The 14,795-nt window shown below is 68.7% G+C and carries 11 protein-coding genes; 4 read left to right on the top strand and 7 right to left on the bottom strand.

The features are described from left to right. Positions 1-9: 9 nt before the first annotated feature. A complete protein-coding gene (locus tag DEU35_RS08355) occupies positions 10-1,623 on the bottom strand; it encodes an SDR family oxidoreductase (protein WP_116239364.1) in 1,614 nt (537 codons plus the stop codon). Between the two features lie 131 nt (positions 1,624-1,754). On the opposite strand from DEU35_RS08355, the gene DEU35_RS08360 reads away from it, so the two are divergent. Then, complete coding sequence (locus DEU35_RS08360) at positions 1,755-3,236, top strand: MFS transporter (RefSeq protein WP_116239210.1); 1,482 nt, start codon at positions 1,755-1,757, stop codon at positions 3,234-3,236. A 69-nt stretch (positions 3,237-3,305) separates the two neighbouring features. Here the strand turns inward: DEU35_RS08360 and DEU35_RS08365 are convergent, their stop codons facing one another. The 3 genes from DEU35_RS08365 to DEU35_RS08375 form a co-directional block, all read right to left on the bottom strand. After that, positions 3,306-5,279: a helicase HerA-like domain-containing protein gene (locus DEU35_RS08365; protein WP_116239211.1), complete on the bottom strand. Its 1,974-nt coding sequence runs from the start codon at positions 5,277-5,279 to the stop codon at positions 3,306-3,308. Between the two features lie 10 nt (positions 5,280-5,289). Further along, positions 5,290-5,988 (bottom strand): phosphatase PAP2 family protein, encoded by a 699-nt coding sequence (locus DEU35_RS08370; RefSeq protein WP_103205987.1) that lies wholly within the window; start codon positions 5,986-5,988, stop codon positions 5,290-5,292. A 110-nt stretch (positions 5,989-6,098) separates the two neighbouring features. Next, positions 6,099-7,436 carry a multidrug effflux MFS transporter gene (locus DEU35_RS08375; protein WP_174799649.1) on the bottom strand — a complete coding sequence of 446 codons (1,338 nt, stop codon included), beginning with the start codon at positions 7,434-7,436 and terminating at the stop codon, positions 6,099-6,101. Between the two features lie 231 nt (positions 7,437-7,667). Here DEU35_RS08375 and DEU35_RS08380 point away from each other — a divergent pair, with 231 nt between their 5' ends. Beyond that, complete coding sequence (locus DEU35_RS08380; RefSeq protein ID WP_103205986.1) at positions 7,668-8,375, top strand: DUF3105 domain-containing protein; 708 nt, start codon at positions 7,668-7,670, stop codon at positions 8,373-8,375. Then, positions 8,375-9,046 (top strand): DUF305 domain-containing protein, encoded by a 672-nt coding sequence (locus DEU35_RS08385; protein WP_116239212.1) that lies wholly within the window; start codon positions 8,375-8,377, stop codon positions 9,044-9,046. The genes DEU35_RS08380 and DEU35_RS08385 overlap by 1 nt, the downstream gene beginning before the upstream one ends. Before the next feature lie 671 nt (positions 9,047-9,717). Here DEU35_RS08385 and DEU35_RS08390 read toward each other — a convergent pair. From DEU35_RS08390 to DEU35_RS08400, 3 genes are all read right to left on the bottom strand, one after another. Beyond that, on the bottom strand, positions 9,718-10,695 hold the full coding sequence (locus DEU35_RS08390) for a carbohydrate ABC transporter permease (RefSeq protein WP_103205984.1): 978 nt from the start codon (positions 10,693-10,695) through the stop codon (positions 9,718-9,720). After that, positions 10,692-12,044, bottom strand: coding sequence for a carbohydrate ABC transporter permease (locus tag DEU35_RS08395; protein WP_246078346.1), 1,353 nt, complete (start codon positions 12,042-12,044; stop codon positions 10,692-10,694). The genes DEU35_RS08390 and DEU35_RS08395 overlap by 4 nt, the downstream gene beginning before the upstream one ends. A 129-nt stretch (positions 12,045-12,173) precedes the next feature. Beyond that, the gene (locus tag DEU35_RS08400) at positions 12,174-13,502 is read right to left on the bottom strand and encodes an ABC transporter substrate-binding protein (RefSeq protein WP_103205983.1); all 1,329 of its coding nucleotides are present in this window, start codon (positions 13,500-13,502) and stop codon (positions 12,174-12,176) included. A 238-nt stretch (positions 13,503-13,740) separates the two neighbouring features. Here DEU35_RS08400 and DEU35_RS08405 point away from each other — a divergent pair, with 238 nt between their 5' ends. Beyond that, a complete protein-coding gene (locus DEU35_RS08405) occupies positions 13,741-14,754 on the top strand; it encodes a LacI family DNA-binding transcriptional regulator (protein WP_103206414.1) in 1,014 nt (337 codons plus the stop codon). Positions 14,755-14,795: the final 41 nt, after the last annotated feature.

Here is a 14,795-nt window from a genome sequence, read left to right on the forward strand (position 1 = left end):
GCGAACGGCCTATGCCGAGGGCGCCGCGGTCGTCTCGACCTCGGCGATCTCGGGGGCGATGCGTCCGGCCTTCGCCTTCGGCTCGAGGTCGTCGCGTTGCACGTGCTCGGCGGCGGCGGTGATGCGCCGGGCCATGCCGCTGAAGATCAGCCCGTGGAAGGGCAGCACGGCCAACCAGTAGAGGCGTCCCGCGAGTCCCGTCGGGAAGAACAGCGCCCGCTGGTCGAAGCGCGCCCCTTCACCCTCGGGCGTCGCGCGCAGTTCGAGCCAGGCTCCGCCCGGGACCTTCATCTCGGCGCGCAGGCGCAGCAGGTGACCGGGCTCGATCGCCTCGACGCGCCAGAAGTCCAGGGCATCGCCGACGGTGACCACCGACCGACTGCGACGGCCGCGGGCCAACCCCACGCCACCGACGAGACGGTCCATCCAGCCGCGGATCGCCCAGAGCAGCGGTGAGGAGTACCAGCCGTTCTCTCCGCCGATCCCCTCGATCACCGACCACAACTGGGCGGCGCTTGCCTTCGTGGTCATCGAGCGGATGTCGGTGTACACCAGCCGACCCGACCACTCCGGGTCGCTCGGCAGCGGATCGCTCGGGGCACCCGACACCTCGGCGTCTTGCCAGCTGGTCTCGATCGCGTCGTCGTTCACGCGCCCGAGCGCGCGGCGGACGGCCTCCCGGTAGGGCATGAGTCCGCCCTCGGGGCGCGGCACAAGGTCGTCGATCGCGCGATCCTTCACGACGCAGTCGTTCTGCAGCGACTCCACGAGCGGCCGGGCGATCGCCTTCGGGATCGGGGTCACGAGGTTGACCCAGTGCGAGGCGAGGCGCGGCGTCAGGACGGGCAGAGACGCGATCGCGCGCTGCGGCAGACCCGCCTCCATCGCGTAGCCGTTCATCATCTGGCCGTAGCGCAGCACGTCGGGCCCGCCGATGTCGACCGCCCGGTTGACGTTGGGGGCCACGCGGGCGGCGCCGAGCAGGTAGTGCAGCACGTCGCGCACGGCGATCGGCTGGATGTGGTTTCGCACCCATTTGGGCGCGGGCATGTACGGCAATACGTCGGTGAGATGGCGCACCATCTCGAACGACGCCGAGCCCGACCCGATGACGACGCCGGCCTGCAGCACGAGGGTCGGCACACCGCTGTGCAAGAGGATCTGTCCCACTTCGACGCGCGATCGCAGGTGCGCCGAGAGCGTGGCGTCATCGGGGTGCAGGCCGCCGAGGTAGACGATGCGCGAGACGGATGCGGCGGACGCCGCGTCGGCGACGGTCTGCGCGGCTACCCGGTCGGTGGCCTCGAAATCGCGGGCGCTGCCCATCGAATGGATGAGGTAATAAAGCACGTCGACGCCCTCGACCGCTGCACGGACGGCCGCGGCGTCGGTCGCGTCGCCCGTGGCGGTCTCGATCTCGTCGCCCCAGGGGAAGGCCTCGACCCGTCGAGGATCGCGGGCGAGCACGCGCACGCGGTACCCCGCCGACAGCAGGCGGGGAACGAGCCTGCCGCCCAGATAGCCGGTGGCGCCGAGCACCAGAGCTCTCGGTGCCGTCCCGTCGGAGCGGGGCTGGGCGACGAGCGCGGGTTCGCGGCCGGTGGGGGCGGAGAGCTCGGTCATGCCCGACACGGTACGCCGGACGTCCGACATCGCCGGGGGCTTGACGATCGTCCGAGACGCCTCGATAGCACGACCGCCCCGCGCACGCCCCGGACTGGAAACGAAACACGGATCGGGGTAACGCTAGAAGGATGAACGAGAAATCCCCCTCGGCATCCGAAGCCCCCCGGCTCGAAGTCGACGACGTCATCGTCGTCGACAAGAATCGCGTGCGCACCGCCATCGGCGGCACCGTCGTCGGCAACTTCATGGAGTGGTTCGACTTCGGCATCTACGGCTACCTCGCCGTCACGCTCACCGCCGTCTTCGCCTCCGACCTGCCCGACCCGTGGGGTCTGCTCGTCACGCTGCTCGGCTTCGCGATCTCCTTCCTCGTCCGCCCCTTCGGCGGCTTCGTCCTCGGCCCCCTCGGCGACCGGATCGGCCGACAGAAGGTGCTCTTCCTGACGATGGCGATGATGGCCTCGGCCACCGCGCTCATCGGCATCCTTCCCACCTCGGCGCAGATCGGCCTCTGGGCGATCATCCCGCTCTACCTGCTGAAGATGATCCAGGGCTTCTCCACCGGCGGGGAGTACGCCGGAGCGACCACCTATGTCTCTGAGTTCTCCCCCGACAAGCGGCGCGGCTTCTGGTCGTCGTGGCTCGACGTGGGCTCCTACGTCGGGTTCGCCGCCGGTGCCGGAGCGGTGGCCATCACCACGGCCATCGTGACGAACGTCTCGGGCCCCGACGCGATGACCGAGTACGGCTGGCGCATCCCGTTCCTGCTCGCCATCCCCCTCGGCATCGTCGCGATCTGGTTCCGTCTGAAGATCCCCGAGACCCCCTCCTTCGAGCAGACGCACGCGGCCGAGGCCGAGGCCGAGATCGACAAGGGCGACCCGATGTCCCGCCAGGGCCTCGCCGGGATCGTGCGCCACCACTGGAAGTCCCTGCTCATCGCTATTGCCCTCGTCGCGGCGACCAACACCGCGGGATACGCCCTCACCAGCTACATGCCGGTCTACCTCGAGAAGGAAGTCGGTATCTCGAACGTGGGCTCGGCCGTCGCCACCATCCCCGTTCTTCTGCTGATGTCGGCCATGCTGCCGATCTTCGGCAGGCTCAGCGACCGGGTGGGCCGCAAACCCATCTACGTGGCGGCCGCCGCGTCCGCGCTGGTCCTGCTGGTTCCGGCCTTCCTGATCATGCAGATCGGTGAGCTGTGGGCGGTCATGATCGCCCTGGTGCTCGCGGCGGTGCCGGTGGCCTTCTACGCGAGCATCGCGGCATCCACTCTGCCGGCGCTCTTCCCCACCGCCTCGCGCTTCGGGGCGATGGCGATCGCGTACAACGTGTCGGTGTCGTTGTTCGGAGGCACGACCCCGTTGTTCAGCCAGGCGCTGATCGACTGGACGGGCAACACGCTCATGCCGGCGTTCTACATCATGTTCTTCGCCGCGATGGGGTTGGTCGCGCTCCTGGCCATGCCGGAGACGGCCAAGCGCCCGCTGCTCGGTTCCGTCCCCACGGTGGAGACCCCGGCCGAGGCACAAGCGCTCGTCGCCCGACAGGACGACGATCCGCTGATCGACACGTCTACCATGCCCCTCGAGCTGAACCGGCCGTAACCGCCGACACGGCGACGGGACGGGATGCCGGGTGATCGGCATCCCGTCCCGTTCTTCGTCGTCGGGGGTTCAGCGGCGTCGGCCGTTGCCGAACAGCCCGCGGATGACGCCGTTCACGATGCTCTTCGTCGCCCCACGCCCGAGCAGACCGTCGAGGCCCGCGGCGGGCGCGCTCGTGCGGCTGCGCGGGGCAGCCGTCGACGTCAAGATGCGGTCGTACTCGCGTTGCGCCTTCTTCTGCGCCTCGGCGTTCGCCTTGTCGATCGCGGCCTTCTGCTTCGCGTACTCGGCGGCGTCGGCGGCGTCCTTCTTCGCGCGCTCGGCGGCAGCCTCGGCCTCGGCCGCCGCCTGCATGCGGGTGCCGAGGATCTCGCGCGCCGACTCGCGGTCGATCGAGGTGCCGTAGGTGGAGAAGAGGGGGGATGCCGACACCGCCGCCGCCAGGGCCTCGGCGGGGATGGGCGACATCGAGGCGCGCGGGGCGAAGATGCGCGTCCACGCGACGGGCGTCGGGGCTCCGCGTTCGCTCATCACCGTGATGATCGCCTCGCCCGTGCCGAGTTCCTGCAGCACGCGCTCGAGGTCGTATCCCGAGTCTGGGTACGTGCGGACGGACGCGCGCAGCGCCGCGGCGTCGTCGGGTATGAAGGCGCGCAGGGCGTGCTGTACCCGCGAGCCGAGTTGCGCGAGCACGTCGCCGGGGACGTCCTTCGGCGTCTGCGTGACGAAGAAGACCCCGACGCCCTTCGAGCGGATCAGCCGCACGGTCTGCGTGATCGCCTCGAGGAACGCCTTCGACGCATCGCGGAACAGCAGGTGCGCCTCGTCGAAGAAGAACACGAGCTTGGGCTTGTCCAGATCGCCCACCTCCGGCAGCGCCTCATACAGCTCCGCGAGCAGATACATGAGGAACGTCGAGTACAGCTGGGGCCGCGCCGCGACGTCGGGCACCTCCAGCAGGCTCACGATGCCCGCGCCCGTGGCATCCGTCCGAAGGAACACCGAGACGTCGAGCTCGGGCTCACCGAAGAAGGTGTCGGCGCCGACCGCCGCGAAGGCCACCAGCTCGCGCAGGATGACCCCCGCCGTCGCCGCGGACAGCCCACCGATACCCTTCAGCTCCGCCTTGCCCTCGGCGCTCGTGAGGAAGGTCAGCACCGCGCGCAGGTCGGAGAGGTCGACGAGTGCCAGCCCCTTCTCGTCGGCGTAGTGGAACACGAGACCGAGGCTCGACTCCTGCGTCGGGTTGAGTCCGAGCACGCGACTGAGCAGCAGCGGGCCGAAACCCGAGACCGTGGCTCGCACCGGGATGCCCGAGCCCGCGTTGTCGCCCAGGGCGAAGAACTCCGTGGGGAACGAGCGCGCCGACCAGTCCTGTCCGAGGGCGGCGGTGCGCGCGAGCAGTTTCTCGCTCGAGACGCCCTGGGCGGCCAGTCCCGACAGGTCGCCCTTGATGTCGGCGGCGAACACCGGCACCCCGTTCTCCGACAACTGCTCGGCGAGCAGCTGCAGCGTGCGCGTCTTTCCCGTCCCCGTCGCGCCGGCCACCAGACCGTGGCGGTTGGTCATCGAGAGGGGGATGCGCACGGGGACGGATGCCACCGGCTCGCCGTTCACGAGCACGCCGAGGTCGAGGGCGGGCCCGGTGGCGGCGTACCCGGCGGCGATCGTGTCGACCTGCGCGGCGGAGAGCGGGGCGACGGCGGAAGGGGCCGGGGCGGAAGGGGCCGGGGCGGATGTGCCCGCCGCGGGCACTGCGTCGTCCTCGTCGGCCGGCAGCGTCGCAGCATCCGCTGACGGCGGCGTCGCCGCAGCCCGCTCCTCCGGCGGTGCGGCCGGCGCCGGGTCGGACGACGCCTGGCCCGCCGCCCGCGCGCGTGCGGTCGCGGCCGCCGCCTCCGCCGCGGCGAGATCGGCCCGGGCGCGCGCCAGCCGGAGTTCGGCCTCGGCCGCCGCGGCTTCGGCACGAAGACGTGCGAGCTCGGCGTCGGCCGCCGAGGGATCGTCGGACGAAACGGAGGGCACGGCGCCGGGCTCGCTCATGCGCGACAGCCTACGACTCGGTCGCCGCTGCGGCATCCGTCTTGCGTGCGGAACGGATGGCCAGTCGGTCTTCGTCGCGGGCGCGCAGGCGCGAGAAAGCCGCCGCCAGGATCAGTGCCGCTCCGGCGCCGATGAGCGCCCCACCCGCGGTGTCCGAGAGCCAGTGCGCGTGCAGGTAGGTGCGGCTGAACGCCATGAGCATCACCCAGGCCACCCCGACGATCCTCACCCACAGGTGCGGGAACAGGACCGCGGCGACCACCGCGATGGTGGCCGCGTTGGCCGTATGCCCCGAGGGGAACGAGCCGTAGTCGCTCACGATGAGGATGTCCTGCGGTCGCGCTCGGCCGAACGTGTGCTTGACGACCTGCACGAGAAGGGCGCTGCCCACCGAGGCGGTGACGAAGTACAGCGCCGACCATCGCCGACGAGAGAGGAAGAGCGCCAGGGCACCCAGAACCGGCACGATCAGGACGGCGGTGAGATGCCCCCCGACCGTGTCCATCGCGATCGCGAAGACCAGGAGCGGCTGCGACGGCGCCGACGCGAACAGCTGATTCCACCACACGTCGATCGCGAACGGGCTCGGCCCGCGAAAGAACACCCACGCCCCGAGGCCGCACGCCAGAGCGATCAGCACCACACCCACCGTGGCACGGAAGCGCTGAGGGCGCGTGTCGAGCACATCGTCGATCGCGGAGGCATCCATCGCCTCATGATGCCGTCTCGTCGGCGACGGAGGAATGGGTCGGTCCCGGGAGCGAACCCCCGGGACCGACCTGCTACTGTGTGCGCCGCCGACCGGTCGACGCGGTCCGATCAGGGCGCGAGGCGCTCCACCGTGCGCGGGCGCACGAGCAGCCACAGCGACAGCACACCGATGACGGCGCAGCCGAGCATGACCGAGGCCATGGTCGTGGCGGTGATGCCCGAACCGGTGGCGAGCAGGCCGACCAGCGGTGAGATGATCCCGGCCACGCCGAAGTTCGCCGCCCCGATGATCGACTGTGCTGTTCCCGCCGCCTTGCCGTGGCGATCGAGGGCGAGCACCTGAGCGCAGGGGAACGTGAAGCCGCACGCGGTCATGAAGAAGAACAGCGGCACGATGGTTCCCCACAGCCCGAGGCCCAGCTGGTCGGTCAGCACGATGGCGCCCCCGGCCAGGACGAGCACCGCCGTCGATACAGCCAGCACCCACTGCGGACCGAACCGGGCGGCGAGGCGCGACGCCACCTGCACACCGACGACGACACCGATCGAGTTGGCCGCGAACAGCACGCCGTAGCCCTGCGCGCTGAACTGATAGGTCACCTGGAAGAGGAACGACGATGCCGAGAGGTACGAGAACAGTCCGCTGAAGGTCATCGCGCCGATGATGAGCACGCCGATGAAGACGCGGTCGCGGAACACGCTCGCATAGCGCTGCCAGACGGTCGTGGCACCGGGGCCGCCGCGGCGAGCGGGCGGGAGGGTCTCGGGCACGAACAGGATCGCCGAGACGAGCATGACGGCGCCGTACACGGCGAGGACGACGAAGATGCCGCGCCAGTTCATCACCAGCAGAAGGGCGGAGCCCGCGAGGGGCGCGAGCACGGGCGCGACGCCCGACACCATCGCCATGCGCGAGAGCATCACGACGAGCCGGCGACCGCCGAACAGGTCGCGGATGATGGCGGCGGCCACGACGCCGCCGGCGGCGGCACCCGCGCCCATCAGCACGCGCGCGATCGACAGGGTCTCGAGCGTCGGCGCCGAGGCGGCGAAGATGCTCGCGGCCACGTGCAGAGCCGTGACCGAGAGGAGGGGAAGCCGACGCCCGACCTTGTCGCTGAGCGGCCCCACGATGAGCTGTCCCAGCGCGAATCCGATCATCGTGCCCGTGAGGGTCAGCTGGATCGCGGCCGCGGTCGTCTGGAAATCGGCCTCGAGCACGGGGAACGCCGGCAGGTACAGGTCGATGGTGAACGGACCCAAAGCCGTGAGCGCGCCGAGCACGAGGATGTACAGGAATCGACGCGATGCCGGAATGGCATCACCCGGGTGCAGCACGATCGGCGCCGTGGCGGGGTTCGTGCCGATCGCGCGGATCGCGCCGGTGTTCGTCGGCGCGGGGCGGGACGACGAGGGGATGACGGGGTGGGAGGCAGTATCGAGCACGCGTCTGGTTTCGTTTCGCAACACGGACAGCCCGACGGAATCGGGCTGAGAAATAAGGGGGATCGTCGAACCTCGAATCGATTCGACATCGTCATACTATCGTGGCCACCCGTACCCCACCATCCCGGGCTCGCGGTTTCCTCCCAGGCCATCGGCCCATTCACCCGCATAGGCTGGGGGCGTCGGCGGCTGCCGATGTGTCCCGCCGCGAAGAGAGACAGAACACAGCGCATGACCTCCCCCTCCGACAAGCGAGCCAGCGGCAACCCCGCCAAGCAGGCGCAGATCGACCTCACCGTCAAGCAGCAGCGCGAGCAGAAGCGCCAAGAGAAGCTCGCCGAGTACCAGAAGCAGGTCGCGAAGCGCAAGCGCGGCAAGCTCGTGTGGTGGGTCGTGGGTTCCACGGCCGCGGTCGCGGTGATCGGTCTCGTGGTGGCATCCTTCGCCTTCGCCCCCGCTCCCCCCACGAGCTACCAGGCCGGCAACAGCACGGGCCGTGAGATCAGCGGTGTGCAGACCTTCGAGAACCGCTCCGACCACGTGCAGGGTGCCGTGACCTATGAGCAGAACCCGCCCGCCGGCGGCCCGCACAACCCCTACTGGTTGAACTGCGGCGTGTACACCGAGCCCCAGCAGAACGAGAACGCCGTGCACTCGATGGAGCACGGTGCCATCTGGGTCACGTACGACCCCGCTCGCGTCGACGAGGCCGGCGTCGACGCCCTCAAGGCGGTCTTGCCCTCGAGCTACGCGATCCTGTCGCCGTACCCGAACATGGACACCCCCGTCGCCGTCAGCGGGTGGAACCACCAGCTCAAGGTCGACGACCCCACCGACCCCCGCATCAAGGAGTTCTTCACGGAGTTCTGGCGCAGCCAGAACGTCCCCGAGCCCAACGCCGCGTGCTCGGGCGCCATCGACGGTCCGGGCAAGGCCTGATGAGCGAGGACGCCCCGGTCGCGCGTCCCGCGGTCCGCTGGGTCGTCGTCGCTCTCGTCGCCGTGGCGGTGATCGCCGTCGCGTTCGCGGTCGGGCGCTTCACCGCGTTCGGCGCGACGGCGGCACCCGCGCACCCCGGCGAGAACTCGGCGGAGGCCGGCTTCGCCCGAGACATGCAGGTGCACCACACGCAGGCGGTGCTCATGGCGATGGAGATCTACCGAAAGACCGACGACGACGAGCTCCGCACCCTCTCGTACGACATCGCCACCGCCCAGTCGGGCCAGCGCGGCGAGATGTACGGGTGGCTCGTGCAGTGGGGCCTCCCCCAGTCCTCGAGCCAGCCGCTCATGACGTGGATGGAGAAGTCGGGCGAGCACAGCCATGGCGATACCGCGGCGCTCACGCAGGAGCAGCTGCTCACCGAGATGGGCATGGCCACCGACGCCCAGCTCGACGAACTGCGCAGTGCCCAGGGGCAGCCCGCGGACTGCGTGTTCCTCCGGCTGATGATCCGTCACCACGAGGGTGCGATCCCCATGGCCCAAGCCGTTATCGAACTCGGCTCCGACGCACGCGTGAAAGAGGTCGCCGGCGCGATCGTGACCGGCCAGTCCGCCGAGCTCGACGCGATGCGCGACATCCAGTCGCGCCTGTCCTGCAGCGCCTGACGCCCGCGTTCGGTCCGCGTCGCGGCATCCGCTCCCGCCCCCCTCACGCATAAACGCGATCCGCACCCGTAAACGCGCGCTCCTCGCGTTTTCACGTGCGGATCGCGTTTATGCATGGGGATTGCGTTCATGCGCTTTCTCGGTCGCCGTTCCCGCTCCGCGGCCGCGCGCCGGCCCGTCCGCGGCCCGTCGCCAACGCCCGCCCACCGCGCGGCACGCGTTTCCGCTCGTCACGCGGCATCCGCTCCCGCTCACCGCGCGGCACGCGCCCCCGCCCACCGCGCGGCACGCGCTCCCGCTCACCGCAGGGCATGCGCTCTCGCGCGTCGCACAGCATCCACTCCCGCTCACCGCGCGGCACGCGTTCCCGCCCACTTTGCGGCGCGCGCTCCCGCTCACCGCAGGGCATGTGCTCTCGCTCGTCGCGCGGCATCCACTCCCGCTTACCGCGCGGCACGCGATCCCGCCCACTGCACGGCACGCGCTCCCGCTCACCGCAGGGCATGGGCTCCCGCCCCCTTACGCATAAACGCGATCCACACCCATAAACGCGCGCTCCTCGCGTTTTCACGTGCAAATCGCGTTTATGCGTGGGGGTCGGCGGGTGAGCGGGGAACGGCGAAGGGGCGCGACACCCTTCCGGATGCCGCGCCCCTTCGGTCGAGACGGGCTCAGCCCTTCGTCGCTCCAGCCAGCAGACCGCGCACGAAGAAGCGCTGCAGCAGGAAGAACACGATGAGCGGAACCAGGATCGAGATGAACGTTCCCGCGGACTGCAGGAACCACTGGTCGCCCCAGGTGCCCGACAGCGAGTTCAGCGATTGCGTCAGAGGCAACGAGGACGATGGCGCGAAGATCGTCGCCACGAGCAGGTCGTTCCACACCCAGATGAACTCGAGCACCGCGAACGAGGCCAGAGCGGGAGCGGCGAGCGGCAGGATCAAGCGGAAGAAGATCTGCCCGTGTCCGGCACCGTCCACGCGCGCCGCCTCGATGACCTCAGCGGGGATCTCGGCGATGAAGTTGTGCAGCAGGAAGACCGCCAGCGGCATCGCGAAGATCACGTGCGCGATCCAGACGGTCGCGAAGCTGTGCTCCACACCGCGCAGGTCGAATCCCGGGAAGATCGTGACGTCGTTGATGGTCAGTCCGCGCGAGAACAGGCTCAGCAGGGGCACGAGGGCCATCTGCAGCGGCACGATCTGCAACGCGAAGATGAAGATGAAGAAGAAGTTGCGTCCCTTGAAGTCGATCCACGCGAACGCGTACGCGATGAGCGAAGCCACAGCGAGCGCGAACAGCACGACCGGGATGGTGATCGCGAGCGAGTTCAGGAACGACTGCGCCAGGGTCAGTGCGGTCCCGCCGGAGGTCAGCGCGAGACGGTAGTTCTCCAGCGTGAACGACGGGTCGGTGAACACCGTCCACCACCCCGACGACTGGGTGTCGGAACCCGGTCGGAACGAGGTGACGAAGAGACCGAACGTCGGGATCGTCCAGAAGAAGGCGATCACGATGGCCGCGATCGTCGCGCCCTTCGAGGTGAGGCGCTTGCGCGCCATCGCCTCGTGCTTACGCGTGTCGCGCGCGACCTGGCGGGCGGAGCGGGTGTCTGTGGTGGGTTCGATCACCACGGTCGAGGTGGTCATCGCACTTCCCTCTGCTTCCGGATCTGGCGCACGTTGAAGATGATCAGCGGCAGCACGAAGATGAACAGCACCACGGCCAGCGCCGCGGAGTGCCCGTAGCTCTGGAAGCGCTGCTGCTGGTTGACCATCTCGAAGGCGAGCACGGTCGAGTCGTTTCGCCCACCGGTCATGACGGCGACGATGTCGTAGATCTTCAGCGCACCGATCGCGATCGTCGTGAGGACCACGATGAGCGAAGAACGGATGCCGGGAACGGTGACGTTGACGAAGCGCTCCCAGGCGCTGGCGCCGTCGAGTTCGGCCGCTTCGTTCTGCTCCGGCGGCACGGCCTTGATGGCGGCCGAGAGGATGACCATCGCCAGTCCCGTCTGACTCCAGATGAAGACGACGACGAGCAACAGCGTGTTGATCAGCGGCGACGCCGCGAGCCACGAGACCGGCTGCCCGCCGAACGCCGTGACGATCGCGTTCAGCACGCCGATCTGGTCGCCCTGGCGGAAGTCGTAGACGAACTTCCAGATGATGCCGGCGCCGACGAACGAGATCGCGAACGGCGCGAAGATGAGCACCTTGAGGTACTTCTCCCCCGCCGCGCGGTCGATGAAGACCGCGTAGGCCAGACCGATCGCCGTGGCGATGGTCGGGGCCAGGAGCACCCAGATGAGCGTGTTGATGACCGACCAGAACCCTTCGGGGTTCGTGAAGGTCCAGATGTAGTTCTCGAGACCGACGAAGTTGTCACCGGTCTTGTCGAAGAACGACTGGAAGAAGGTGGTGATGGCCGGGTAGACCAGACCGATCAGCAGCAGGATCGACGCGGGGGCCGCGAACAGGATCAGCTGGAAGAGGTACCCCGCACCCTGGCGCGAGCGGTAGTCGGCATAGAAGAGGATCGCACCGAGCAGGATCGCGATGCCGAGCACGTAGACGACGGCGTTCTGGTACGGGCGCAGAAGCATGAACGCCAGCACCGGAATACCGAAGCAGGCGATGAGCCGCAGCCAGAAGTAGCCCTTGCCGGAGCGCGGTGCGTATTCGATGAGAAGCAGCAGAAGACCGACGACCGCGCCGAAGGCGACGATGACGAGGGGGATCTGGACGAGGGGGCTGAGCCCGCCGAGCCAGATGAAGAAGCTGTTGAGGCTGAAGCCCAGGGTGGTCGGCTTGGTCTCGGCGGGAGCCCGCGTGACCATGAAGAGGAAGAGCGCCACCACCAGGATGAGCCCTACGAGCACCACGAGCAGCGTGGTGCGATTGCGTGCGCCGGAGCCGCGCGTACGACGCTCGGCTCGTCCGCCCGGCGGAGGTGACGCCGTCGGCGCCTTCTCCGCGTTCTTGATATCGGTCATGACGTCCCTCCCGAACACGCCTTCGTGCTCATCGTTGAGTGCCCGTGTGGTGCGTGCGGGCGGAATAGAAGTATGGACCCGGATGGGCCGCCCGCGTGGCGGGCGGCCCATCGGTGGTGCGGCGGCTGATTAGTTGTTATAGCCGGTCTGGATGTCGCTCAGCACCTGGTCGGTCGGCGTACCGTCGATCCAGCTGACCATGCCCTTCCAGAACGAACCCGAGCCGACGGTGGCCGGCATGAGGTCCGAGGCGTCGAAACGCAGCGTGGTGTTCGGATCCTGGACGACCTTCATGGCCTCCTGGAGGAACTCGCTCGAGGCGAGCGACGGGTCGGCACCCTTGTTGGCCGAGATCACGCCGCCGAGCTTGACGCGGGCGTTGGCGAAGTCGGGCGTCGACATGAACTCGGCGACCTTCTGGACGTTCGCGTCGTCGGAGAAGGTCGTGACGAACTCGCCACCGCCCTCGACCGCGAGCTTGCCCTCGGTCACGCCCGGGAGCAGGAACGCGTAGACGTCGCCGTCGGGAGCGACGGTCGGCGTCTGTCCCGCGGCGTTCTTGACCGTGAGGAAGTTCGACGACAGGAACGAGGCCTGGTGCGTCATCGGGCAGCTGCCGTCGGCGACCTTGGCGGCCACGTCGGCGAAGGCGACCGAGTTGATGCTCTTGACGTCGCCGAAGCCGGCGTTGACGTACGAGGGGTTCAGCAGGATCTTGCCGGTGGCCTCGAAGGCCTCCTTGATCGGCGCGTCGGTGAACTTGACCTCGTTGGCGACCCACTTGTCGTAGACGTCGGCGCCGGACTGACGCAGCACCATGTCTTCGATCCAGTCGGTTCCGGGCCAGCCCGACGCGTCACCCGAAGCGAAACCGGCGCACCAGGGCGCCGCGCCCGTCTTCTGCTGGATCGTCGCTGTGAGGGTCATGAGCTCGTCGAGCGTCTTGGGGATCTCGACGCCCCACTCCTTGAACTTCGCGGGCGAGTACCAGACATAGCCCTTGAGGTTCGCGAGCATGGGGGCGGCGTAGAACGTGCCGTCCTCACTGCCGTAGGACTTCCAGTCCTCGCCCCAGTACTGGTCGACGTTCGACGACACGGTGTCGGACGCCTTCTTCACATCTCCCGTGCCGATGAGGGTCTTGAGCAGACCCGGCTGGGGAACGATCGCGATGTCGGGGGCATCGCCACCGGTCACCTTGGTGACGATGTTGCCCTCGAAGCTCTTGTCGCCGGTGTAGACGACCTTGATACCGGTGTCCTTGGTGAACTGGTCGAACGACTGGTTCAGCAGATCGGCCTCGCTACCGGTGATGCCGCCGGAGATGCGGACCGTCGTCTCGCCTCCGGAACCGCTCGTGCCGCCGCTGTCGCCTTCCGCGCAGCCCGCGAGAGCGATCGCACCGATCGCCAACAGCCCGACGGGCGCCAGCAGACGGTACCGCTGTGACATACCCATGTGGTCTCTCCTCTTTGAGTGTCTTGGTGCACCGGATCCCGTCGGGAACCGATTCCAGGCAACCGTAGAGGCAATCCACAAGAGTTGCAACCGACCTCAGGTCACGAACGGATAACTAGCGGAAAGACGCGGAAAACGGCCAGCAGATCGGGCCGGGACCGGTTCCACTTTCGCGAATTCTCGGATACTGTTTTCGAGGTCGACACGGATGTCGACCCCTCACGAGGAAGATCACGGCATGAGCGGAATCGCCGATGTGGCACGCCTGGCCGGCGTGTCGAAGTCGACGGCGAGCCGCGCCCTCACGGGCGGCGGCTACGTCTCCGACGGCACGCGCCAGCGCGTCGCCGACGCCGCGGCATCCCTCGGTTATGTGCCCTCGACGAGCGCGGTGAGCCTCGCGACGGGGCGGACGCGCACGATCGCCCTGATCGTTCCGAAAGTGAACCGCTGGTACTTCGGCTCGATCGTCGAGGGCGTGGAACGCACCCTGATCCCGCTCGGCTACGACGTCACGCTGTACGTCGCGGAGCCCGGCTCGAACGACCGCGAAAGCCTGTACTCGACCTACCTCGCCCGCAAACGCTTCGACGGCATCATCGCCGTCGCCCTCGAACCCGACGACGCCGACCTGGAACGCTTGGCGAACATCGGCAAGCCCGTGGTGAGCATCGGCAACGCCTTGAGCGGGGTGCCCACCCTCGGCCTCGACAACATCGCCATCACGCGCATCATCACGCAGCACCTCATCGCGCTCGGTCACACCGACATCGCCTTCGTCGGCAGCACCCCGCGCAGCGATGCGCCGGCGAAAGACGTCGACGAACGCTCCATCGGGTACCGCAACGCGATGAACGACCACGGCCTGGCCGTGCGGATCCGCAGCGTCCCCTCGACACTCACGATCACCGACGCATACGCGGCTGCGGCATCGTTCCTGGCCGACGCGGCATCGCGTCCTACGGGAGTGGTCGCTGCCTGCGACGAGGTCGCGATCGGCGTCATCATCGCCGCGCGCCGCATGGGCATCTCGGTCCCCACCGAGCTCAGCGTCGTCGGGATCGACGGGCACGACTACGCCGAGATGTTCTCGCTCACCACGATCGAGCAGTTCCCGCAGGCACAGGGAGTCGAGGCGACGCGCATGCTGCTCTCGATGATCGAGGGAACGGGCGATCACCCCGCGTGGCGCACCGAAGCGGACACGCGGCTCGTCGTGCGCGCCTCGACCGCTCCCCCGCGCTCCGCATAGACGGGAAGGGTCCCGGATGCCGTGGCATCCGGGACCCTTCC

Source organism: Microbacterium sp. AG157, assembly GCF_003385695.1.
Taxonomy (GTDB): Bacteria; Actinomycetota; Actinomycetes; order Actinomycetales; family Microbacteriaceae; genus Microbacterium; species Microbacterium testaceum.